The organism is uncultured Roseobacter sp., assembly GCF_947492555.1.
GTDB lineage: Bacteria > Pseudomonadota > Alphaproteobacteria > Rhodobacterales > Rhodobacteraceae > Roseobacter.
Genome location: NZ_CANLNE010000001.1, coordinates 175626 through 199211 on the forward strand (window position 1 = coordinate 175626; position 23586 = coordinate 199211).

14 protein-coding genes are annotated in these 23586 nt (G+C 61.7%); 6 read left to right on the forward strand and 8 right to left on the reverse strand.

The genetic code is table 11. The features are described from left to right. Positions 1-75 precede the first annotated feature (75 nt). Complete coding sequence (pobA, locus tag Q1A07_RS00905) at positions 76-1245, forward strand: 4-hydroxybenzoate 3-monooxygenase (protein ID WP_299776941.1); 1170 nt, start codon at positions 76-78, stop codon at positions 1243-1245. On the opposite strand, the gene Q1A07_RS00910 is transcribed toward pobA, so the two are convergent. The 3 genes from Q1A07_RS00910 to dctP are packed head-to-tail and all read right to left on the reverse strand — an operon-like array spanning position 1242 to position 4346. After that, positions 1242-2642 carry a TRAP transporter large permease gene (locus tag Q1A07_RS00910; RefSeq protein ID WP_299776943.1) on the reverse strand — a complete coding sequence of 467 codons (1401 nt, stop codon included), beginning with the start codon at positions 2640-2642 and terminating at the stop codon, positions 1242-1244. The genes pobA and Q1A07_RS00910 overlap by 4 nt on opposite strands. Continuing rightward, positions 2642-3271: a TRAP transporter small permease subunit gene (locus Q1A07_RS00915; RefSeq protein ID WP_299776945.1), complete on the reverse strand. Its 630-nt coding sequence runs from the start codon at positions 3269-3271 to the stop codon at positions 2642-2644. Before Q1A07_RS00915 ends, Q1A07_RS00910 begins: the two co-directional genes overlap by 1 nt. A gap of 58 nt (positions 3272-3329) precedes the next feature. Further along, complete coding sequence (dctP, locus tag Q1A07_RS00920) at positions 3330-4346, reverse strand: TRAP transporter substrate-binding protein DctP (RefSeq protein WP_195819227.1); 1017 nt, start codon at positions 4344-4346, stop codon at positions 3330-3332. Positions 4347-4771: 425 nt separating this feature from the next. Between dctP and acs the strand changes: the two genes are divergently transcribed. Then, complete coding sequence (gene acs, locus Q1A07_RS00925) at positions 4772-6736, forward strand: acetate--CoA ligase (protein ID WP_299776949.1); 1965 nt, start codon at positions 4772-4774, stop codon at positions 6734-6736. A 164-nt stretch (positions 6737-6900) separates the two neighbouring features. Further along, on the forward strand, positions 6901-7428 hold the full coding sequence (locus Q1A07_RS00930) for a flavin reductase family protein (RefSeq protein ID WP_299776951.1): 528 nt from the start codon (positions 6901-6903) through the stop codon (positions 7426-7428). Here the strand turns inward: Q1A07_RS00930 and Q1A07_RS00935 are convergent. The 3 genes from Q1A07_RS00935 to Q1A07_RS00945 form a co-directional block, all read right to left on the reverse strand. Further along, a complete protein-coding gene (locus Q1A07_RS00935; RefSeq protein ID WP_299776953.1) occupies positions 7422-11033 on the reverse strand; it encodes a translocation/assembly module TamB domain-containing protein in 3612 nt (1203 codons plus the stop codon). The genes Q1A07_RS00930 and Q1A07_RS00935 overlap by 7 nt on opposite strands. Next, complete coding sequence (locus tag Q1A07_RS00940) at positions 11033-12835, reverse strand: BamA/TamA family outer membrane protein (protein ID WP_299776955.1); 1803 nt, start codon at positions 12833-12835, stop codon at positions 11033-11035. Before Q1A07_RS00940 ends, Q1A07_RS00935 begins: the two co-directional genes overlap by 1 nt. 449 nt (positions 12836-13284) lie before the next feature. Further along, entirely contained in the window at positions 13285-13569 is a 285-nt protein-coding gene (locus Q1A07_RS00945; protein ID WP_299776957.1) for a hypothetical protein, read from the reverse strand. 38 nt (positions 13570-13607) lie between these two features. Here Q1A07_RS00945 and Q1A07_RS00950 point away from each other — a divergent pair, with 38 nt between their 5' ends. Then, positions 13608-14372 carry an HAD-IIB family hydrolase gene (locus tag Q1A07_RS00950; protein ID WP_299776959.1) on the forward strand — a complete coding sequence of 255 codons (765 nt, stop codon included), beginning with the start codon at positions 13608-13610 and terminating at the stop codon, positions 14370-14372. Between the two features lie 3 nt (positions 14373-14375). Next, entirely contained in the window at positions 14376-15875 is a 1500-nt protein-coding gene (gene ggpS / locus Q1A07_RS00955; protein WP_299776961.1) for a glucosylglycerol-phosphate synthase, read from the forward strand. 38 nt (positions 15876-15913) lie between these two features. Here ggpS and Q1A07_RS00960 read toward each other — a convergent pair whose 3' ends face one another. Further along, on the reverse strand, positions 15914-19714 hold the full coding sequence (locus Q1A07_RS00960; RefSeq protein ID WP_299776963.1) for a tandem-95 repeat protein: 3801 nt from the start codon (positions 19712-19714) through the stop codon (positions 15914-15916). 282 nt (positions 19715-19996) lie between these two features. Here Q1A07_RS00960 and Q1A07_RS00965 point away from each other — a divergent pair, with 282 nt between their 5' ends. Further along, positions 19997-22261, forward strand: a complete 2265-nt coding sequence (locus Q1A07_RS00965) for a CHASE2 domain-containing protein (RefSeq protein WP_299776965.1) — start codon at positions 19997-19999, stop codon at positions 22259-22261. Here the strand turns inward: Q1A07_RS00965 and Q1A07_RS00970 are convergent, their stop codons facing one another. Then, complete coding sequence (locus tag Q1A07_RS00970; RefSeq protein ID WP_299776967.1) at positions 22262-23584, reverse strand: HlyD family type I secretion periplasmic adaptor subunit; 1323 nt, start codon at positions 23582-23584, stop codon at positions 22262-22264. Between the last annotated feature and the right edge of the window lie 2 nt (positions 23585-23586).

The window sequence follows — 23586 nt, forward strand, 5'->3', positions numbered from 1 at the left end:
TTTTCCCCCTCTCCCCATTTGCCATTGTCTGATGCTCCTCTATCCTGTGCGACGCGGGGGAGAGGAACCGGGATCATGCGTACACAGGTTGTCATCATCGGTGGCGGGCCGTCAGGGCTCTTGCTGTCACAGCTGCTCTATACCAAGGGGATCGACAGTATTGTGCTGGAACGCCAGACCCGCGACCACGTACTGGGCCGCATCCGCGCGGGCGTGCTGGAACAAGGGATGATGGCGCTGATGGCCGAGGCCGGGGTCGACACCCGCATGAAGGCCAAGGGTATCGCCCATCATGGCACGCTGATCTCCTATGATAACACGCTCTTTCGCATCGATTTTCAAAAACACACCGGCACCTCGGTCATGGTCTATGGCCAGACCGAAGTGACACAGGATCTCTATGCCGCCCGCGAAGCCCATGGCGGACAGATCGAATTTGAGGTGGAGGGCGTTACCATCCACGACGCCGATCGCGATGCGCCTTATGTCACCTACACGGTCGGGGGCCAGGAACGCCGCATCGACTGCGACTTTATCGCCGGCTGTGACGGGTTTCACGGCGTCAGCCGCAATTCCATTCCACAGACGTCGCGGCGCGAATTCGAAAAGGTCTATCCCTTTGGCTGGCTGGGTGTGCTGAGTGAAACGCCGCCCGTGAACGATGAGATCATCTACGCCAATTCGGAGCGCGGCTTTGCCCTCTGCTCCATGCGCAACGACCAGCTGTCGCGCTACTATATCCAATGCAGCATGGCGGACAAACCGCAGGACTGGTCGGATGACGCCTTCTGGCAGGAGCTGAAACGCCGCATCCCGCAGGATCAGGCGGCGCAGCTGATTACCGGCCCCTCAATCGAGAAATCCATTGCCCCCCTGCGGTCTTTCGTGACCGAACCGATGCGCTGGGGGCGGCTCTTTCTCTGCGGCGATGCCGCCCATATCGTGCCGCCCACCGGGGCCAAGGGCCTCAACACTGCCGCCTCGGATGTGCATTACCTCTTTACCGGATTGTGCCAGCACTACCTCGACAAAACGGACGAGGGGCTGGATCAGTATTCGGAAAAGGCGCTGGCGCGGGTGTGGAAGGCCGAGCGGTTCAGCTGGTGGTTCTCTTCGCTCATGCACCGCTACCCTGACCAGTCCGAGTTTGATCTGCGCATGCAACGTGCCGAACTGGAATTCCTGCGCAGCAGCGATGCCGCGCAGAAAGCCCTTGCCGAAAACTACGTGGGCCTACCCTATTAACCGGCCAGCGCGGGCAGGAAGAGCACGATGCCCGGGAAGGCGACCAACAGCGCAATGGTCACCGCATCCGCCACGAAGAAGGGTGTCACGCCTTTGAACACATCCTGCACGGTCAGGTCATCGCGTACGCCCGCCACCACGAAACAGTTGAGACCAATAGGCGGCGTGATCAGACAGAACTCCGCCATCTTGACCACCAGAATACCAAACCAGATCGCGCACATCGGCCCCGACATGCCAAAGGCACTGTCTGCCGCGCTGACGAACTCGCCGCCATTCAAAGCCATCACCGCGGGGTAGACCACGGGCAGTGTCAACAGCAGCATGCCGATGGCATCCATGAACATGCCCAGCACCGCGTAGGCCAGCAGGATGCAGACCAGGATCAGCATCGGCGACATTTCCAGCGAGGTGATCCAATCGGCAAAGGCCTCCGGCAGTTCGGCAAAGCCCAGGAACCGCACGTAGATCAGCACCCCCCAGATGATGGAAAAGATCATGACGGTCAGCTTGGCGGTGTCCAGCAGGGCGTCCTTGAGCTGAGCCCACCGCATGCCCCGATAAAGCGCCATCAGGAAGATGATGAAGGCCCCGATGGCGCCGCCTTCGGTCGGGGTGCCCCAGGCATCGCCAAAGGGATTGTAGACAAAGAAGATGATGATCACGACCACCGCCAGAATGGGCAGCGCGGGGGGCAGCGCTTCAAAGCGTTCGCGCCAGGAGAACCCGCCGACGGGGGGGCCCACGGTTTTGAAAATCACGGCGATGCCGATGATCAGGGTGGCATAGACCACGGCGGAAAACATGCCGGGCAGGAATCCCGCCAGCAGCAGTTTGCCCACGTCCTGTTCCACGATGATCGCGTAGATCACGAGGATTGCCGAGGGTGGGATCAGCGAGGCCAGTGTGCCGCCCGCCGCCACGACACCGGCTGCGAACTGCTTATTGTAGCCGATCTTGAGCATCTCCGGGATGGCGATGCGCGCAAAGACCGCCGCCGTTGCAACTGACGCGCCCGAGACCGCCGCAAACCCCGCCGTGGCAAAGACTGTGGAGACGGCCAGCCCCCCCGGCACCCAGGCGATCCAGCGTTTTGCCGCGACAAAGAGGGCTGTCGTGAGCTTGGCGTAATAAGCCAGATAGCCGATTAGGATGAAGACCGGGATCAGGCTCAGCACCTGTGCGGAGACTTTGGAATGCGGGGTGAGGCCTGCGATTTTCACGCTGATCTCGACCGCTTTCCAGAACCGTTCCGGGTCGTAGTCAAACCCGTTCCAACGCAACCAGACAAGCCCGACAAACCCAGCCAACCCTGCCGCGAAAGCCACGCGCATGCCGAGGACGACAAAGACCAGAAGGCCACCGCTGACCCACAATCCGATTTCAATGGGTTCCATCAATCCGCCCCATCCAGCGCTTCGGCCTCGAGCCGCGCCTGTTCGGCCACGGAGAGGTTCAGCGGCACCGCCACGGGGCTTTCAAGCCCCAGCACCAGCGCCCGCCCATAGCCCCAGGCCTGCAGCAAAAGCCGCAGGCACAGCACACCAAAGGCAATGGGCACTACAAGCTTCGAGGGCCAGATCGGCAGGCCGATATCGATGGAGCTGTCGCGGCTGCACAAAGGGCGCGCACAGTCGAAGGAGCGGTCAAAATGATCCCAGGCGCCCCATGTCAGCGCCACGATCAGCACGAGGATCAACAGAACGGAGATCAGCTCGAAAAACCACAGCACCCGCCCGCGCAAAGCGCTGACCAGCATATCCATGCGCACATGGGTGCCGTCCCGCTGCACGTAGGACACGCCCATGATCGCGATGATCGGCATGGCCGCTTCGATGTAATCCACGTAGCCCGCCAGCGGCGAGGCAAAGAATTTGCGCCCGGTGACCGAATAGGCCGCCAGGAACATCAGCGAGAAAATCGCCAGCCCGCTCAGCAGTGCGCAAAATCGTTCGATTGGTAAAAGTGTACGATCCAGTCGGCTCAGCAGACTGGAATCTTCGAGCACCGCAGCGGATCCCGCCATCGCTCTGCCCCCCGGTTGTTATAGGTGGGGCCGCCCCCGAAGGCGCGGCCCGATCATATCAGCTGCCGCCTTTGGCTTCTTCGAGCGTCGTCACGACCAGATCATAGAGCTCCTGGCCCGGCAGGCCCTGCGCTTCCATGTCCTTGATCCACTGATCGCGGATCGGGTCTGCGGCCTTGGCGCGGAATTCCTCGATCACTTCCGGTGCGATATCGACCTTCTGCACGCCCTTCTCTTCCAGCACGGAATCCCAGCGCTTGAGCAATTCGCCGTAGTTGGCAAGGTAGTGATCCAGCGCTTCGGAGACGGAACTGTCGAGCGCTTCGCGTTCCGCATCGCTCAGGGATTCATAGGCGTCGATGTTCACCACCACCGGGCAGTTCACGGTGCCTGGGTTGAGGTTGGCCGTCCACCAATCCGCCTGGTTGATCGTGCCGAAGCTCAGATGCGCGTGCTGGGCAAAGGCCACGGTATCGACAACGCCGCCTTCCATCGCCTGATAGGCCTCGGTCGCCGTCACGGATGTGGGCACGCCCCCTACCGCCTTGAACGCTTCACCGAGCCCGCCAGTGGCGCGCACCCGCATGCCGTCAAACTCGGCCAGTTCATCCCGCGGCTCGCCGGTGCCGACGATGTTGTATTGCGGCATGGGCGAGGTCATCAGCAGTTTCGCATTCCACTGCGCCATTTCCTCGGTCGCGGCGGGGTGTGCGTAAACGGCCGAAGAGACGGCAACCTCCTGTTCCAGGTTCTCAACGCCCAGGAACGGCAGTTCCAGCACGGTGATTACGCGGTTCTTGTCGCGGTGGTAGCCCGCGCAGAACTGCGCCATCTCAAAGGCCCCGATGGAGATGCCATCGAGGTTTTCGCGATTTTTCGACAGGCCACCATAGCTGATGTTCATGGTGAACTCACCGTTTGTCTTTTCGGACACAAGTTCAGCTAGTTTTTCAACGTGCTCGGTAAAGGCGCGGCGCTTGCCCCAGACGGATACGTTCCATTCCGTGGCGGCGGCCTCCGAGACGAAAGCAAAGCTGATGGCGGCGACGGCGGCGCCGGACAGATATTTGTTCATGTGTTTCTCCCTTTTTACGCACCTCACATGGGGTACGATTAGGGCGAGGCTACCCAAGCTGGCGCTGGCTGCCAAGCACAGAATGCCCGCCGGGCCCTTCCCCATCGATTCTGGCAAATTGGGCAGCTTTCAACACCACACAGGCTCTCGGGGACAAACCAGCGTGTCCGGTGACTTGCGTCCGATACACAAGCATGCCGCATTCCGGGCGAACGACGCTCGAAACTGACGCGCTGACGCCTCGAATTGCAAGTCGTACCTTGGGCCTTGAAAAACGCAGGCTTCAAAAACCTCGTGTTTCCGAAGCTTATTCCCTTCTTTTCCGATCACGCTATGATCCGCCTCGGAGGAGAGGACGGACCACGCGGGCGGACGCACCCGCATGCCGTTCTTTCGCACTGTTACGACCCAAGGGAGGAGCCTTCATGTCCGACACCGCCACAGCCGCCAAAACCTATCCGCCATCGCCCGATATGGCCGCCAACGCCCATGTGGACGCCGACAGCTACGCGGCCATGTACGCGGCATCGGTCAAGGATCCGGAGGCTTTCTGGCGCAAGGAAGCGGCGCGTGTCGACTGGATGAAACCCTTCACCCAGGTCAAGGATGTCGACTACACGCTGGGCAATGTCTCCATCAACTGGTTTGCCGATGGCACGCTGAACGTCTCTGCGAATTGTGTCGATCGGCATCTGGCGACACGCGGCGATCAGACCGCGATCATCTGGGAACCCGACAGCCCCGACGACGAGGCGATGCACATCACTTACAGCGAACTGCACAGTGCGGTCTGCAAGATGGCGAATGTGCTGAAAGACCTCGGCGTCAGCAAGGGGGACCGGGTGATCATCTACATGCCTATGATCCCGGAGGCGGCTTATGCTATGCTCGCCTGTGCCCGCATCGGCGCCATCCATTCGATTGTTTTTGCCGGGTTTTCACCGGATGCGCTGGCGGCGCGCGTAAACGGTTCCGACGCCAAGGTGGTGATCACCGCCGACCACGCGCCGCGCGGCGGGCGCGACACACCGCTGAAATCCAACGCGGATCAGGCGCTGCTGCACACGGCGGACGATGTGAAGCTGTTGGTGGTCAAGCGCACCGGGGGCCAGACCACGTGGATTGACGGGCGCGATTTCGACTATAACGCGCTGGCCGCCGAGGCGTCCGGGGACTGCGCCCCCGAAGAAATGGGGGCGGAGGACCCGCTGTTCATCCTCTACACCTCCGGCTCGACCGGGCAGCCGAAGGGCGTGGTGCACACCACCGGCGGCTACCTCGTCTATGCGGCAATGACACATGAAATCACCTTCGATTACCACGATGGTGATATCTACTGGTGCACGGCGGATGTCGGCTGGGTCACCGGGCACAGCTATATCGTCTACGGGCCGCTTGCCAACGGGGCCACCACGCTGATGTTCGAGGGCGTGCCCACCTACCCCGATGCCAGCCGCTTCTGGCAGGTCTGTGAAAAGCACAAGGTGAACCAGTTTTACACCGCCCCCACCGCGATCCGCGCGCTGATGGGTCAGGGCAACCAGTTTGTCGAGGCCTGCGATCTGAGCAGCCTCAAGCTGCTGGGCACCGTAGGCGAACCGATCAACCCCGAAGCCTGGAACTGGTACAACGACGTCGTGGGCAAGGGCAAATGCCCCATCGTGGACACCTGGTGGCAGACGGAAACCGGCGGGCACCTGATGACCCCCCTGCCCGGCGCCCATGCGATGAAACCGGGCTCCGCTATGAAGCCTTTCTTCGGGATCAAGCCGGTTGTGCTGGAGCCGACAACCGGCGAGGTGATTGAGGGCAATGACGTCGAAGGGGTGCTGTGCATCGCCGACAGCTGGCCCGGGCAGATGCGGTCGGTCTGGGGCGATCACGCGCGGTTCGAGAAGACCTATTTCGCCGATTACAAAGGCTACTACTTTACCGGCGACGGCTGCAAACGCGATGCGGATGGCGATTACTGGATCACCGGCCGGGTCGATGACGTGATCAACGTCTCCGGCCACCGGATGGGCACCGCAGAGGTGGAAAGCGCGCTGGTGGCGCATGCCAAAGTGGCCGAGGCGGCGGTGGTCGGCTATCCGCATGATATCAAGGGCCAGGGTATTTACTGCTACGTCACCCTGATGAGCGGCGAGGAACCTACCGAGGAGCTGCGCAAGGAGTTGCGCACTTGGGTCCGTACGGAGATTGGTCCGATTGCCAGCCCCGATCTCATCCAATGGGCGCCGGGTCTGCCCAAGACCCGCTCGGGCAAGATCATGCGGCGTATTCTGCGCAAGATTGCCGAGGATGATTTCGGTGCCCTGGGCGACACGTCCACGCTGGCCGATCCCTCGGTGGTCGAGGATTTGATCGAAAACCGGATGAACAAAGGCTGAAGCCAACGGACCCGATGGGCCGGTACCGCGCGTACCGGCCTTCGCCGGGGGGGCGTCACTGGCGGCCTTGCCCTGCGCGGTTCATGCCATACATGGCCTCTCAAGACTGACCGGGCGAGGTGCGATGATCCATTCTGAAACAAGCAAGGCCAGCGGACGCCCGAATGCCCTCTGATACGGCGCTGTTTTCCCCCGATCCCGACCGCCTGCAGGACCTCCGGCGTGCTTTCGGCTGCTACGGCACCGGTGTGACGGTGATCACAACGCAGACGCCCACGGGGCCGCTCGGGATGACGGCGAATTCATTCTCTTCTGTCTCGCTATCCCCACCGCTGGTGCTGTGGTCGCCCGCAGTATCCTCCCGCCGTCACGACGCCTTCACCGGGGCAGACAGCTTTTGCATTCATGTCCTGGGGGCTGATCAGCTCGACCTCGCCCACCATTTCGCAAGCAGCGGGGAGGGGTTCGAAACACTGGTGTGGGAGGCAGGCCCGCTGGGCACCCCGCATCTCGCAGGATGTCTTGCCGCGTTTTTCTGCACGACCCATGCGGTGCATCCGGCGGGCGATCACTCGCTGATCGTGGGCGAAGTGCGCCACGTGGCGCAGGGCACATCTGAAGCACCGGGGCTGCTGTTCGATCGGGGGCGGTTTGGCCAGTTCACACCGGGTTCCACAGCGCCAGATCAGTAATCCCGCTCAAAGAAGATGCCCAGGGCGGTATTCCCGTCCTGCTCCAGCGTGCCCTTGGCTTTCAGAGATTCGGTCAATTCAAGGTTGATCGACAATTCCGTCTCCCCGCCGCCCGTGGTCACATCCGTGTAGATGTTGTCGGAGATGTATTTGCCCGCCCGCACCGCCGCCTCGCCGTCATCGGTGGTGGTCACGTCGAAATCATCCAGACCGAAACCCTCTCTGAGATTGCCAATGACATCGGACCCCTGCCGCCCGGCCAGCTCGGCCACCGCATTCGCCAATTGCAGCGCCTGAAAAGCCGATATCTCGTCAATATTGCGCCCGAAGAGCAGTTGCGCCAGCACCTGATCCTGGGGCGCATCGGGCGTTGAAACAAAGGACACATCCGGCGTCGACGCCGGTCCGTCCAGCACGATCCCGGCGGTGCCGTTTTCCGTACTCGAGGAGGTCACGAAGCGAATGTAGGGCACAAGATCCCCCTGAAACTGGATAGATCCTTCGACCAGATCGAACCGTTTACCAAGGATATCGAGCCGCCCGCGCACCAGATCGAATTGACCGGCGGAGATTACCCGCGCCGTGGTCCCGGTAATCTCCAGCCCGCCGCCCAGTTCCGCATCAATGCCGCGTCCACGCACGAAAATCCTGCGCGGCGCATTGATCTGAATGCCAAGGCGGTACGCCGCTGCGCCGGACGCGCCGGCAGACTGCGGCTTGGGGATCACCCCTGCGCGGTCACGGGTGAGGGTCACCGCCACCGGCGCGCCCACATGGGTGATGTCGGGGATTTCGCCAATACTGGTCAATCCGGAGGACGGCACGGTTACAAGGGTCTCGCCCACGTTGATTTCCCCGGCAATCCGGGCGCCGCCGTCCAACGGACCCGTAACGGCAACCGCACCATCCAGCACGGTGGAAAACAGGCGTGGGTCGACAAAGCCAACGCTGTTCAGGGTCACCAGCAGATCAGTGGACAGGTTTGTCAGGTTCAGAAAGCCGGACGCCACCATGTTGCCACCGCTTTCAACGGCACTTTGCGCGTCGATGCGCAGCGACCCGCCCGCCAGATCAAGGGTTGTGTCAAGATCGGTCAACGCAAGCCGCAGATTGGGTGCGGCAAAGCTGGCGCCGTCTGTCGTGATACGCCCGGAAACAGAGCCAAGCGCAGGCGCCCCATTCACGGCCAGGTCAAACCGTGCCTGTCCCTGCAGGCTGCGCGGCGCCAGAAATGGTTCCGATAATCCCAAAGGCAGCGCGCCCGCAACATCGAGGTCGAGTGTGCCGTCTTCCCGCACAAGCCCCGCGATCGTGGCATCCGTCCCTGCGGGTCCTTGAGCAACCGTATCGATCTGCCAGCCGCCGGTGGTGCGATCTGCATCCCCGGCAATGGAGAACGGACCCCGGATGTTGGGCACAAAAACGCTGATGTCCGGGAGTGCTGCGGAGAAGGTGACGGCGGCATCTGGCCCGGTGGCGAGCCCCGCGACGCTGACATCCGATTGGTAGGGCCCGCCCGCATCCACATCCACGTTATAGCCTTGATCCGTCAGCCAGATGCGTCCGGCGGCCTTGAGCGGTCCCTGCACGGTGGGCACCAGCGGTTTGACCTCAGGCACGGAAAGATCAAAAACCACGTCGGTTTGCGGCCCGGTCGCACGCCCCTTGACGCTGAGCGCGCTGTCATAAGGCGCATCCGCCGTCAGATCGACCTGCCAGCCAAGGCTGTCCTGTGTGGCGTCGGCCACCACACTGACCGGCCCCTGATATTGCGGCAGCACCAATGCGATATCGCTGAGGGTCGCGCGGGCGGAGACGACGCTGTCATCCGTGCGCAGTTCAAAATCACCGGCCACGTCGAGCGCATCATTGCGCAGGATCAGATCCTCAACAAAGGTCCCCGACACATCGCGCCGCGCCTGCAGGGTCAGCGCCGTTTCGCCCGCCAGCACCGCATCCGCCTGCGGAATGCCCACTGTCAGATCGTTGGTTGTGCCCCGGATCGCGAGGTCAAACATGCTGCTGAGGGGCGTGACGTTCCCTTGGATGTCCAACTGCGCGCCGCCCGTCAGCGGCTGACCGGATATCCCGGCAAAGCGCGCCAGCTCCCGGGCCTGCACACTCAGGTCCAGCTCGGTCGGGAAACCGCCCGCCAGCCCGTCGATGATCACATCGCCCCTCAAGCCATAGTCTTCGCCCCTGAGTTCCAGACCGGTAATCCGGATTGGCTGGCCTTCGACATAGTCGATATTGGCCCTGCCCTGCAGGTCCTGCCCCAATGCCTGTGCAGCCTGCGGATCGGACAATTCCAGCCCTTCCGTCGTCAGGTCAAGATCGCCCAGAAACCGACCGACTGTGCCCGCGGCACTTTCCAGCGTCCCATCAAGCACCAATGCGGCCTCGGCGAAACGGACGTCCTGGCGTTCAAGGTCCACGATGTCGAAATCACCCCGAAACGCATCACCATCCGCGGCATCGAAATCCACGCTCAGCGTCACAGCCTGCACCGTGGTTTCCACATCCGATCCGGGCAAGACAACGGACCGCTGATCAGACCGCGCGATCTGTCCATTGATGTCTATGAACACCGGCCAGGCCTCACTGTTGAGCCGCACCGCGCCGCTCAACTGGGCCGACTGCGCATCAAGGCTGAAGTCTGAGACATCAACGGCGCCATCAGCGGCCAAAACCGCATCCGCCGCGATCCGCACGTCGGTGCCGAAGAAATCCCGCGACTGCGGTGCGACCAGGGCGGTGATATCGCCGCCAAGGTTAGCCCGCACGCGGCGGTCGGGCACAGCGCCCTCGACCTCAACCGGCAGCGTACTCAACACCACCTGCCCCGCGACACGGTCCTGCCCGTCGGTGGCCAGCGCGATATCGGCGGTGAAATCATCCAGCGGTCCGGTGCCGGCCACGGTCAGATCGATAGAGGGCTGCCCCGGCAGGTTCATCACCCGCCCCACCAGCCCGCCCGCAGCTTCGTCCAGTTCCATCTGCACCGAAATCTTTGACGTCTCCCGCGCAAAACTGCCCTGCACCACATAGGTGCCCGCCGTGTTGTCCACCCGGTTTGCCGTCAGATCGACAAAGGCGCCCGCGTCATCCAACCGCGCGCTGGCCTTGACATCCAGAACGGCGGCGGCGCCGAGAACCGGTTCCCCCAGAGCGATACGGGAAACCTCAAACTGCTGGATGTTCACCGACACCGGCAGGTCCGGCAGCGCAAACTCGGTGGCCTCGGCGGCGGGCACTTCCGTTGTTTCCTCGACCTCCGGCAAGCGCGGCAAGTCCAGCACGGCAGCGCTCAGGTTGTCCACTTCAAGCCGTCCGCGCAGCAGGGCCAGCCTGCTCCAGTTCAGCTTCACGTCTTCGAGTGTCAGCCAGATGCCCTGATCATCGGCAATTGTCATGCGGTCAAAAGACGCCTCGGAGCTCAGCGCCCCGGCAAAGCCTTCGATGTTGACCTCGCGCCCCGCGCCTGAGAGCAGGTCTTCGAGCGTGCGGGTCAGAAAGCCGCCGTCATCCTCATCGCTCTGCGCCTGCGCATGAGTAACGCCCCAGAGCAATAGAAGAACGGCCAGCAATTTTACCCAAACCCGCATCAGAATGCCTGCCCTATGCCGATGTAAACCTGGAACGCCGACCCCTCGTCGTCGCCTGATGTAGGCACCGCCAGGTCCAGCCGGATGGGCCCGATGGGCGTGGCATACCGCAGGCCCACGCCTGCCCCGCTGTGCCATTCGCCGGACCCGTCGGGGAAAACTTCCTCGCCGATGTAGCCCACGTCCAGAAACCCGACATACCCCAGGCTGCCAGCCGTGCGCATACGTATCTCGGCGGAGAGCCCAAGGAAGGACCGGCCCCCGACAGTCTGGCCACCCCCCAGATCGACGCCAAGCGATTGGTATTCATGGCCACGCACCGTGTCACTGCCGCCGGAATAGAACAGGAAATCAGCCGGTGCCACGGAGAGCGTCGGCCCGATCAGCGACCCAAGCTGCCCACGCAGGGCAATGGTTGTGGGACGCGCCTCGCCGAATGTCCGGTAACCGCGCAAATCGACTTTTGTCAGCAGCCCGTTGTCCGCGCCCGAGGCCGCCAGAAACGGGGCCACCTCCGCATCCAGAAAATAGCCGCGCCGCGCATCCAGCACCCGGTCGCGGTAGTCAAAGGTCGCGCCCGCCGGCGCGAGCAGCAGCGTGTAGTCGTTTTCCCCAAAGGCGTCGCGGGTGGTCGCGCGCCGGACCGCCAGCCCAAAGCGGTAACTGCGCTGGTCCGATGCGATCCGTTCGATGCCTGCACCTATAGTGCCCTGGCGCGAGAAAAAGTTGATCTCGTCCTGCTGCTCAATCTCGCCCAGCACGTAGAGGCCGGTGTCTTCATTGAAGGTGGCAGGGCGCTGGTAGAGCGCACGCAACAAAAAGTCCGTCCCACCGGTATCGCCACCGATCCCCTCGATCTCTGCGTCCAGACGCAGCCGCTCTGCACCGCCAAAGAGGTTGCGGTGAATCCAGAACGTGCTGACGGACAACCCCTCCACGGTCGAGATTTCACCGCCAAAGCCGAACCGGCGCGGTTTTTCTTCGGCCACGCGCGCGGTGATCGCGAGGGTGTCGCCCGGCCCGGGCTCCTGCGCCTCGATCATTGCGACGGAACTGAAGGTGCCGGTGCGCCGCAAACGGGCGGCAGCCTGTTCCAACTCCTGTGGTGAATATGTGGTGCCCACGGGCAACCCGGCGATCTCGAGAATGCGTTCCGTGCGCACCGCCTCATTGCCCTGCACGCTCAGCGCCCCAAAACGCAGCTTGGGCCCTGGGTCGACGCGCAGCTTTGCGTTCAGCATTGCGTCGCTGTGCCGTGCAGTGACGCGCTGGCTTTCAAGCTCAGCCTTGGCATGGCCCACATCGCGCCAGCCGTCCGTGGCGGCACCGGCGGCTTCGCGCAGCAGGCTCAGCCGGGCTGTTTCACCGGATCGAAACCCATCCGGCAAGGTGGTACCGGGTGCCAGCGGGCCAATCTCCGCCGTCCCAAAACGAAATTGATTTCCGGGTGTAATCGCGATCTCGGCCCGCGACACGCTGCTGGGCGGTGCCACGGATTTGATCGAGGATGCCTCGCGCCCGTCCAGCATGATGCGAATGACCGCGCCATAATATCCGTAGTCATAGAGCACGGCGAGCAGGCGCTTGTAATCCGCCTGTGCAATGGAGACGATTTCCTGTGGGGAAACGTCTGTCTCGGATAACTCCTGTTCGATCAGCAGCGAGCCGCCTTCGAGATCGCCGCGCAGATCATCACCCAACGCGCCCTGCAAGGTCACATCCAGCGCCTGCGCGGGCTGCGACATAAGTGCGGCCAGACTGATCGCACTGACAAGACCACGACCCGGAAGACCCCTGCCCATAATGGTTACCTGCACAATTTCCCCCTGATCGGTGCGTCCATATCATCCACAACGGCAGCGTTTCGTGGATGCGTGAACTACCTCTTTTGCTCGTTCTAACGGAAATAGACTGCGATCTGCAAATGGACAGGTGACCGGTGCGCCGCTTGAGCGGGAAAACCCGAGGTATTTTACGACCCAAGCGCCCTGCATCAGTATGCTGTTGGATCGGGGCTACCGTTACCGGGACTGCAAAGTGTCAAAAACGACATCTACGATGGTCGACATCGAAAAGCACCACGGCTCCGCTTGGGTCGGATTTGAATGTTACTGCGAAACCTAGTTAAATCACCATGAAATCTATGTTAATCAATATGCTGTGTCTTTTTCTTAAAGTCATATGACGGGTGGCACTTGTACGCACCTTCTGGATTTGGTGGAATTCCACGCACCAAATCCCGAGTATTTGCCTATTTTTTAAGCATTCCAGCAAAAAAGCCGCCGCATCGATGTCGCAAATGGACCATGGGGTTGAAGCCGGGCACAATCCCGTTACCTGACACGGCAATGCTATTTAACGTGTCAAAAAAAATGCCCGCCGGATCGCCTTGGCGAGCGAACGCCCGCGTGAAAATTTGCCCTGCCTCCTGCATGATATCCGCGCCCGTACAGGACCATCGCGGGCAGCGCCGGTGGCTGCTGTCGATGACGAACGCTGCAGCATTGTTCTCAAATATCCCGAATTTCATTGGCAAGGCGGTCTCCCAAGTTCAAAAACCCGAGGAGACGCGCAGTGAATAACACCCTTTCCGAGCGGCAATTCGTGCTGGCCACGGACCTTGATGGCACCTTCCTTGGCGGCAGTTCGGCAGACCGGCAGGCCCTCTACGACTGGATCGAAGCGCATCGCGCGTCTGTCGGATTGGTCTTTGTCAGCGGACGCGACCCGGCCTTCATTCACCAGCTTTGTGGCAGCGGTGACGTGCCATGGCCCGAATATGTGATTGGCGATGTCGGCACAACGATTGCAAATGTCACAGCGGACCGAACCATCGTGCCGATTGCGGATCTGGAAGCCCAGATTGCAGAGCGCTGGCAAAACAGCGGCGATACGGTCAAGTCGACACTGGAGAACGCGCCGGGACTGACCTTGCAACCCACAGAGTTCCGCTACCGCGTGAGCTATGATTACGATCCGGATCAGTTCGACCCCGCAACGACCAAAAAGGTCGAGGCGATGGGCTTTGACGTACTGATTTCGGACAACCGGTTCTTTGACGTGCTGCCCCAGGGCGTCAGCAAGGGCCCCTCTCTGCTGCGTCTGCTCGATCATCTGAACATCCCGCAAGCCCAGGTGCTGGCTGCCGGCGATACCCTGAACGATCTGTCCATGCTGGTCGCGGGCACGCCCGCCGTCGCCGTCGGCGGCTCCGAACCGCCCCTGCTACGCGCCCTGTCCGACGCCGCCCATATCTACCGCGCGGACGGCATCGGCACTGCGGGCATCTTCGAGGCTATCGCCCATTTTGATTTGCACCCAACTCCGGAAAGGGTCTGATCCATGCCGTCTGATCTCGTGATCGTCTACCACCGCCAACCCTATGAGGAAGTGGAGGAAAACGGCCAAACGGTCCTGCGTGAAAACAAGAGCCCCAACGGTATTGTCCCCACGCTCAAGAGTTTTTTCGGCACCGCAGAGCACGCCTCATGGATCGCCTGGAAACTGGCGGACGACCCGGCCAATCCGGACTTCGAAAAAGTGGTGGAGATCAGCGATGCCCATGGCACCTATTCCGTATCCCGCCTGCCGCTGACCCACGAACAGGTCAGCAGCTTTTATCACGTGTCATCAAAAGAAGCCTTCTGGCCGATCCTGCACAGCTTCAAGGAAAAGTTTAACTACGACCCCGTGGACTGGCCCACCTTTCGCGAAGTGAACTGGGCCTTTGCCGAAGCCACCGCGCGCGAGGCGGCGCAGGGCGCGCGGGTCTGGATACATGACTACAATCTCTGGCTCGTGCCCGGCTACCTGCGGCAGCTGCGCTCCGACGTCACCATCTCGTTTTTCCACCACACGCCCTTCCCGGCGGCGGATATGTTCAACGTGCTGCCGTGGCGGCGTGAAATCGTGAAAAGCCTGCTGGAATGTGACATCGTGGGCTTTCACATTCCGCGCTACGCCGCGAATTTCGTCTCGGTCGCGCGCAGCCTCTTTGACGTGGACGTGGTGAAACGGGAAACGGTGGCGGCAGAACTCGTTTCGGACGGTACCGCGCTCAGCGAACGATCGGCCCCGACCCTGCTGTCTTTCGAGGGGCGGCAGGTTGCGGTCAGCTCTGCCAGCGTCGGGGTCGCCGTGGATTTCATCGAAGAGCGCGCCACCGACCCGCAGGTACAGGCGGATGCCAGGGAAATCCGCAAGGGACAGGGACATCGCCGCCTGATCCTTTCCGTGGGGCGCACCGATTACACCAAGGGCGGCGTCGACCAGCTGGAAAGCTTTGAGCGCGTGCTGGCGGACAACCCCGACCTGCGCGGCAAGGTCAAACTGATGCATGTCTCGGTGAGCGCGAACCGCAACATGTCCGCCTATGCGCTGACCCAGACCGGGATCGAAGAGACCGCCGGGCGCATCAACGGGCGCTACGGCACGCTCGACTGGCAGCCGATAGCCCTGATTTCGCGGGCGATCCCCTTTGACGATCTGATCAAATACTATCTGGCGGCGGATGTGGCCTGGATCACGCCACTGGTCGATGGCATGAACCTTGTCTGCAAGGAATTCGTGGCCGCGCGCACGGACGGTGACGGGGTGCTTGTGCTCTCCGAATTTGCCGGGGCGGCGGTGGAATTGAACTCGGCCGTCATCACCAACCCGTTCTCGCACCGCTCCATGGATCAGGCGATCCTGCAGGCGCTGGAGATGCCGGAAAAGGAACGGCGCGACCGGATGAAGGAACTGCGCCGCGTGGTCGGCAAATACTCCGTCGCGGCATGGGGAGCAGAGCAGGAACGGCAGTTCAGCGCGGCGATAGCGCGCAAGGAAATGGCCGATGCCTGAGTTGTTTCAGGAATTGGAGTGACATCAATCCGTCGGCGTCAGCCCACCGGCACGGCGCCCGAGACGTCGATATCGCTGTCAACGCCCAGCGTGGCCAGCACGTTACCGCCCTCGACATAGGCATAGATGTCCAGCGTGTTGCCGTTGCCGTCCTCCACCGGCGTGTCAGATACCTTCTGGAACCCGCCTGCCGGGCCCGAAACCAGCGTCAGACTGTCGGTCGCATCGCCGTAGATCACGGCACTTTCGGGCAGGGCCGCGTCCAGCAAGGCTTCCAACTGGCTGTCGCTGGTCGAGGACATATCGATGACATCCTCCAGCGTGATTTCCAAGCTGTTGGCCTGGCCGTTCTCCATGTCGATGGCTTCGATATCCCTGATCTCCAGCGACGGGATCAGATCCTCCGTCAGATTGCCCCCAACATCGATTTCAAGCACGTCGCGCCCGGCACCGCCGTCCAGCAGATCAACACCTGCCGTCGGCGCTTCGGAGACGCGCAACACATCATCACCACCCCCCGCCAGCACGATATCCGCATCGGCACCACCATCCAGTGTGTCCGCCCCGTCAAACCCGAGGATCAGGTCACTACCGGCGCCGCCTGCGATATCATCCGCCAGATCGCTGCCAAAGAGCAGGTCCGCCGCCTCGAGGCCAGCGGTACTCTGCGCCGTATCCGCCTTGCCAATCACATCGCTGGAAAAGAGCTCGATCTCGGCGGTGCTGTCATCCCCATCCAGATCAAAGCGCGCGGTCACGCTGATCCGGTTGCTCTCACCCAGCAGCATTTCGATGTTTTCGATACTGGCAAGCGGCAGTTCGTAGTCGATCCCTTCGACGATCAATGCATCGCTGTCTTGCGTGGCGATGGTGACCGGATCCGCGCCGTCAGCCTCGAGCGAGACATCGAGCGAGATCAGCGTGGGCGCAAAGACGGGTGTTTGCGTCAACGCCGCCGCGAGGTCGTCGGCAGTCAGCAGAAGGGCCGGGTCGGGATCGATCTCCTGCAGAAAGGTCGGATTGTAGTCATCGCCAATGCCAAAGGCCGCGATGTCCACGGTGAAGGCCCCTCCGGGCGGGTTGGTCAAGGCCTCCAGAGACTCACGCCACGCACCATTCGACGGCACGCCATCGGTGATGAAGAGGAGAAAATTGGCTTCTCCGGCCGGCTGCCCGGTCAGAAAGTCATTGGCCTCATCCAGCGCCAAGTTCCAGGCCGTGGCGCCGCCCAGAAAAGGAAGTGCGAGAATTTCCGATGGCAAGTCCGGATCTTGCAGATCGAACGGCCCGATGGTGGAGGTAATTCCCGAGTAGGTGATGATCTGAACATCGACGGAAGTTGTCGACCCGTCGAACTGATCGCTCAGCAGCGCCACGGCATCTTTCACCGCCGCGCGCTGCACGGCCCAATCCGCCGACCCGATACTGCCGGAACTATCCATGGCGATGACCAGATTGACCGATTGCGCCTCCACCGATTGCGCATCAATGGCCACGGCACCCGCCGCTGTTTCGGCGGTTGCATCCACGTTGAGAGATAGGGTGACCGACTGGTCTCCTTCGCCGCCAGACGTGCTTTCGACGGCCGCCGTGACCCGACCGGTCGAAACACCGCCCTGCGCGTCCGTGACCGTGTAGCTAAAGCGGTCCGCGCCCAGAAAACCCGCATTGGGCGTGTATGTGAAACTGCCATCTGCGTTGACCGTGACAGTGCCGTTGTCCGGGCCGTCGTCGCCCAGGGCGAAACTCAACGGGCCGCTGCTGTCCACATCCGTGGCCGTCAGCTGGTTGGTCAGCACCCCATCCTGATCGATCTCGAACACGGTATTGCGCGTGACGGTCGGCGCGTCGTTTGTGCCCGTCAGTGTCACCTCGACGGTTTGTGTAACTGTCGCTCCGAATTCATCCGTAGCAACAGCCGTAAAGGTTTCGACGACAGTTTCACCCTCGGAGATGCTGTCGGCGGCATCGTTGTTCAAAACATAGGTCCAGGCGCCGGTGCCGGAAATCGCAAAAACGCCGAAAAGGGCTGTGGAGGTGCCGCTCCATGTGACGGCATTATCCTCGGGGTCATCCGCACTCAGCTGACCGCCGGTGTCGGCCTGCTCATCACCTTCCACCACACTGCCGAAATTCGCGCCGATTGCTGTCGTGATGATCGGCGCATCGTTTTCGCCGGATATGGTGACGCTGATCGTTGCCTCCGCAGTCTCACCCGAAGGGTCAGAGACGACAACGCTGAAACTGTCAGTACCCTCAAAATTCACATCAGGCCGATAGGAATAAGTCCCATCGGGAAAGAGCAAGACCTCCCCGTTGTCAGGTGTCGCGCCGATGGCATAGCTCAGGACGTCACCGTCGATATCGCTGGCGATAATAATGCCCGTGACAATGCCGTCCTCGACAACCGTCGCCGTTCCATCTTCCGCCTGGGGGAGATCGTTCACGGGCAGGACCCGCACGATCACGGTGCCTTGTACCGCTTGCCCGTCCGGATCGGTCGCTGTGTATGTGAAACTGTCGGTGCCATTGAAGTTCGGATCGGGCACATAGTCGAACTGACCATCAGTGGCGACCGCGACATCGCCGTTTGACGGGCCGCTGGAGAGTGTGAAAACCGTGGCTGCGGTGCTTCCCGGCACCACGATGTCGCCGCTGATGGCGTCCTCCTCGCCTGCGTCCTCCGGGCCGCTGACCACAACCACCGGGGCATCCTCATCCGGCACGAGCAGCCCTTCGTCAAAGGTTTCGCTGTCTTCGCCTTCCTGGTCATCCACTTCGGGCGGGGCCTCGACGGCACCGGGCTCATCGATGGAATCCACTTCCAGATCGGTGGGCGACTGCCCTTGAGACTCTGTGCCAATGCCGCCACCACCTGTATCCGACAGGGAGACGAAGGTGTCGCCAGCATCAACACGAGACACCGCGGAACGGAAGGCCGCAAAGGCCTCGGCGATCAGCAGATTATCCTCGGCGTCATCCTGTAACGTGCGGTCAACCTCGCGGGTTTCACCTGTTGCAGCAGAGACAATCCACTTGGTGTTGGTCTGGTCGATCAAAGCAACGAGGTTGCCCTCGATATCACGAAGCTCCACCCGCCCGGTGTCCCCGTCAGGGTCGTTGGTGAGGGTCACCTCGGTGGTGTCGACGCCATTTACCGTTCCGACCTGAACCACCACGGTTGTGCCGCGAATGCCCATCGTCGAGGACGGCGTATTCACATCCATGCCGCCGGTTTTGGCGACCTGCCCCGCAATGAAGACAAAACTGCCCTGGATCAGGCTGAAGCTGCCCGAGTTATCCGTTGCGCCGGGATCATAAATCAGTTCGTCGATCACCATGCGGGACGCGGCCGCCAGTGTGAAGATTGTGCCATCCACAAAGGTGACCGAAACAGCGGCATCGTCGGACGTGGCAATCACATCGTTCTGGTAGATTTTCGAGCCCACCTGCAGGGCCTCAACCGTGCCATCGACGCGCTGGACCGATGTGGCACCCTCTACCGTCTCGACCTGTCCGATTGGGCTGGCCGCCGCAGCGTTACCAACCTGCGCGTATTGGCCGGGTGCCAACGGGCCAGCAAGCAGTTCAACCAGATCGCCGCGCAGCACGGCCCCGTTGGGATCGTGAAGATCTGCAGCCTTGGATTGCCGAAAATAGTCCGGTACGCGGAAATTCGCCGCCCCGTCATTTGCGATGTAAAGGTCCGGCCCGACCCGGAAGAAATCGCCATTGAAAAGAAGAGCGCTGTCCGGCACGGCGACCACCCCAGAAGTGTCACCCCATAGGGTAACTACCTCATCCGGGTCTTCATTTTGTGCCTCGTGGAACAGGGACACCACACCACCCTCAAAAAAAGTTAAGTTAACCGATGATTAACCGAAAAATGCGCAGCCGTATGTGATCCACACCACATTTTGCCCATTTTAGGCCTGAAAAATGTCATATTCTTGCCGACGGTTAAGAAAATCCTTGATTATCCCCATAGTGCGAACAATCGCTGGTTGTTGCCCGGCTTGATCCATTTGCCGATTCGGTCAGTATGGGCACAGCAACCGGGAGCGCCGGTCTGCCCTGCACGGTTTGTGTAGTTTGTTGGCACCGGGCAGGTGGTCCCCGAGATGAACCAGTGGTTTTCGAAATGGGTTGGATGGGTCCGCGTGATCGCCCTGGTGGGGCTGTTTTTCGGCCTCATCATCCGTATCGGTGACCCGCACGCCCTGGCAACGCTGCGCAACGCCTCGTTCGATTTTTACCACCAGTCCAAACCCCGCGATCTGACGCCGATGCCCGTGGCCATTCTGGATGTGGATGACCGCAGCATCGAGGAGATCGGGCAATGGCCGTGGCCGCGCAGCTACATCGCCGAACTGGTCACCCGCGCGACGGCACAAGGCGCCGTGGCCATCGGTTTCGACATCATCTTTTCCGAACCGGACAGACTGTCGCCCGCGCAAATCGCCGAAGACAATCCCGACATGCCCGGGGATCTTGCAACGCGGCTGGCTCAGTTACCGGACAACGACACCAAGCTGGCGCAGGCCTTTGCCGGGGCCCGGGTAATCGTCGGTCAGACCAGCGTGCGTAACGTGGCGGGCAACCGGGCGGAAAAGCGCGAAATGGCGGATGCAGCCCACGCGCTCATCGGCCCCGATCCGATGCCCTACCTGATGAAATTCCCCGACATCGTCCAAAACCTGCCGGCGCTCGAAGCCAATGCCGCAGGCCGCGGGATGTTCGCAACCCGGCCTGATGCCGACGGCGTGTATCGGCGCGTGCCTCTGGTGATGAGTGTGCAGGGCCAGATCCGTCTTGGTCTCACACCGGAGCTGTTGCGCGTGGCGACGGGGGGCGATCCTTTTGCCGTGCGCACGAATGATGCGGGGATCGAGGGGGTTGTCCTGGCCCGCCAACTGATCCCAACCGCGCGGGACGGCACGGTCTGGCCCTACCTGACCCCTTCCGCGCAGAGCCGCTATATCTCTGCTGCCGACCTGCTCCGGGATCGGGTGCCCGACGGGCGATTGGCAGGGCATCTGGTACTGGTCGGCACCTCTGCCATCGGGCTGGAAGACTTCCGCGCCACCCCGCTGGGTGTCGCCATGGCCGGGGTCGAGATACATGCGCAGGTGCTTGAAAACATCATGGCCAAGACCCTGCTGATCCGGCCGAATTACACCATCGCCGTCGAACTGGTGACAACGCTGATCCTCTGCCTTTTGGTCATCATCTTCGCGCCCGCCCTCTCCGCGCGGCTGCTCATTTCCTCGTCCGTGCTGCTGCTGGGCGGCTATGTCGCGGTCTCCTACTATCTCTTTTACGACAAGCGCATCCTGCTCGACCCCTCTTTCCCCGTGGTCGCCGTAACGACGGCGGTTATGCTGATTTCTACTGTGAACTATCTGCGCGAAGAGCGGAAACGCCGCGAAATCCGCAGCGCCTTTGGCCAGTATGTCTCGCCCGATCTGGTGGATCAGCTCAGCCGCAATCAGGGCAGCCTGACATTGGGCGGTGAATCGCGACAGTTGACCCTGCTCTTCAGCGATGTGCGCGGGTTCACGGCGATTGCAGAGGAATTCCGCGACGACCCCGAGGCCCTGACCGGTTTGATGAACCGCTTCCTGACCATCCTGTCCAACGCCATCATGGAGCAGAAAGGCACCATTGATAAATTCATGGGCGACGCGGTGATGGCCTTCTGGAACGCGCCGCTGGACAATCACGACCACCCGCGCGCTGCCTGCCGCGCCGCCCTGAAAATGATCGCCGATGTGCAGAGCTTCAACAAAGAGCGGCTCAGAGCACAGAAACGCAAACGTGTCGGTCAAAAACGTCAGCGCACCGAAAAACGGCGGCCCTGGGTCTCGGTGCATAAGATCAACGTCGGGATCGGCATCAATACCGGTCAATGCGTGGTCGGCAACATGGGCAGCGACACGCGGTTCGACTACACCGCCCTCGGGGACCCGGTGAACGTGGCCTCCCGGCTCGAAGGGCAATCGCGCTACTACGGGGCGGCGATTATTCTGGGACAGGCCACGGCGCGCGAAGTCATGAATGAATTTGCGGTGCTGGAACTGGATGTGATCCGCGTCGTGGGCAAGGAGGTACCGGAAACGATCTACGCCCTGCTGGGGGACGAAGCCCTGCGACAGGACCCGCAGTTTCAGCAGCTTTGGGCGATAAACAAGGACATGCTGGCTGCGTATCGCGCCCAGAACTGGGATCAGGCCGAAGCCCGCCTTGCAAAGGTCCGCACATCCCTTGCCGCGTTGGATATTTCGCTGCAGGACTATCTGGACATGTACGCGACACGCATTACCGATCTGCGTGCCGACCCGCCGGGCGCCGATTGGGATGGCGTGTTCTCGTCAACCCGCAAGTGATCAGCGTTCGCGCAGCGCCTCTGCCTGCGCGCGCAGGATCGGTTTGGCCAGATAGGACAGCACGGTCTTTTGCCCCGTCTGGATATCGACCGAGGCGATCATCCCCGGCGTAATCGGCAGTGGTTTGTCCTCGGTCCCAAGGTAGGACTTTGTGGTGCGCACGATCACCCGGAAGAACTCCGCCCCATCTTCGGTGGCAATCGTATCCGCGCCGATGCGCACAACCTCGCCCTCCAGCGCGCCATAAATCACGTAGTCATAGGCAGAGATTTTCACCGACGCAGGCTCGCCCGGGCTGACAAAGGCAATGTCACGTGGGCCCAGGTCCGCCTCGATCAGCAGACTGTCGTCGATCGGCACAATCTCCACGAGAGGCGCGCCGGGTTGTACCACAGCACCAATGGTCGTGGCATTCACCCGGTTAATCGTCCCGCGCACCGGTGCGCGCAGCTGTGCGCGGGTGACGCGGTCATTGGCGCTGCGCAGGGTTTCCTGCACCACCGCCAGTTCCAACTGCAGGATCGCCAACCGCTGGCGCGCCGACAGCACATAGGCAGAGCGCGCGGCATCAATCTGGTTTTCCGCCTCGGCAATTGCTGCCTGCATGCGCGGTTCCGACGCCCGGCTGACCGCCATATCTCCGTTGAGCTCAGCTAATTTCGACTGCAACCGCAGCAGTTCGATCTGCGGCACCAATCCGCGGTCGAACATGTCCTGCGTGAGGGCAATCTCCGCGCTCAGCGGCGCAATTATACCTTCCGTTCTTTCGCGCAGCGCCCTGATTTCGCTCAACTCCCCCCGGCGTTGCAGCAGCTGTGCCTCCAGCACCTGTAGTTCGCGTTTGAGCTGTTCACGGCGGGACAGGAAAACCTCCTGCTCGGCCGCGACGGCCAAAGGAGCACGACCTTGCAGCAGCGCCGGAAAATCAAGTTCCGCCGCGAATTGCGCCTCCGCCGTCAGCCGCGCGGCTTCAGCGAGAATTGCCGCTTCCCGCTCCAACAACTCCCCGCGTTCGGCATCGAAACGCGTGTCGTCGATCCGCATCAGAACGTCCCCAGGAGCCACGATATCGCCTTCGCGCACCGTGATGTCACGCACGATGCCGCCCTCGAGGCTCTGTACCACCTGCACCTGTTGTGAGGGGATCACGCGGCCCGAGGCGCGCGCCGTCTCTTCAATCTTGTAGGTGGCCGCCCAGAGCAGAAAGGCACCCAGGCCAAAAGCAATCGCCAACAACAGACGCCAGGGACCACCATCGCGCACAGCCGCGCGCGCGCCCGAGATGTTATTGGCAAATTCATCTTCGATGCGGTTGCCGAACATCC

Bases quoted from the DNA above. Each gene is read 5' to 3' on its own strand.
- acs (WP_299776949.1), top strand. From the start codon at position 4,772: ATGTCCGACACCGCCACAGCCGCCAAAACCTATCCGCCATCGCCCGAT.
- Q1A07_RS00970 (WP_299776967.1), bottom strand. From the start codon at position 23,584: ATGTTCGGCAACCGCATCGAAGATGAATTTGCCAATAACATCTCGGGC.
- ggpS (WP_299776961.1), top strand. From the start codon at position 14,376: ATGCCGTCTGATCTCGTGATCGTCTACCACCGCCAACCCTATGAGGAA.
- dctP (WP_195819227.1), bottom strand. From the start codon at position 4,346: ATGAACAAATATCTGTCCGGCGCCGCCGTCGCCGCCATCAGCTTTGCT.
- pobA (WP_299776941.1), top strand. From the start codon at position 76: ATGCGTACACAGGTTGTCATCATCGGTGGCGGGCCGTCAGGGCTCTTG.
- Q1A07_RS00910 (WP_299776943.1), bottom strand. From the start codon at position 2,642: ATGGAACCCATTGAAATCGGATTGTGGGTCAGCGGTGGCCTTCTGGTC.
- Q1A07_RS00915 (WP_299776945.1), bottom strand. From the start codon at position 3,271: ATGGCGGGATCCGCTGCGGTGCTCGAAGATTCCAGTCTGCTGAGCCGA.
- Q1A07_RS00930 (WP_299776951.1), top strand. From the start codon at position 6,901: ATGCCCTCTGATACGGCGCTGTTTTCCCCCGATCCCGACCGCCTGCAG.
- Q1A07_RS00965 (WP_299776965.1), top strand. From the start codon at position 19,997: ATGAACCAGTGGTTTTCGAAATGGGTTGGATGGGTCCGCGTGATCGCC.
- Q1A07_RS00940 (WP_299776955.1), bottom strand. From the start codon at position 12,835: ATGGGCAGGGGTCTTCCGGGTCGTGGTCTTGTCAGTGCGATCAGTCTG.
- Q1A07_RS00935 (WP_299776953.1), bottom strand. From the start codon at position 11,033: ATGCGGGTTTGGGTAAAATTGCTGGCCGTTCTTCTATTGCTCTGGGGC.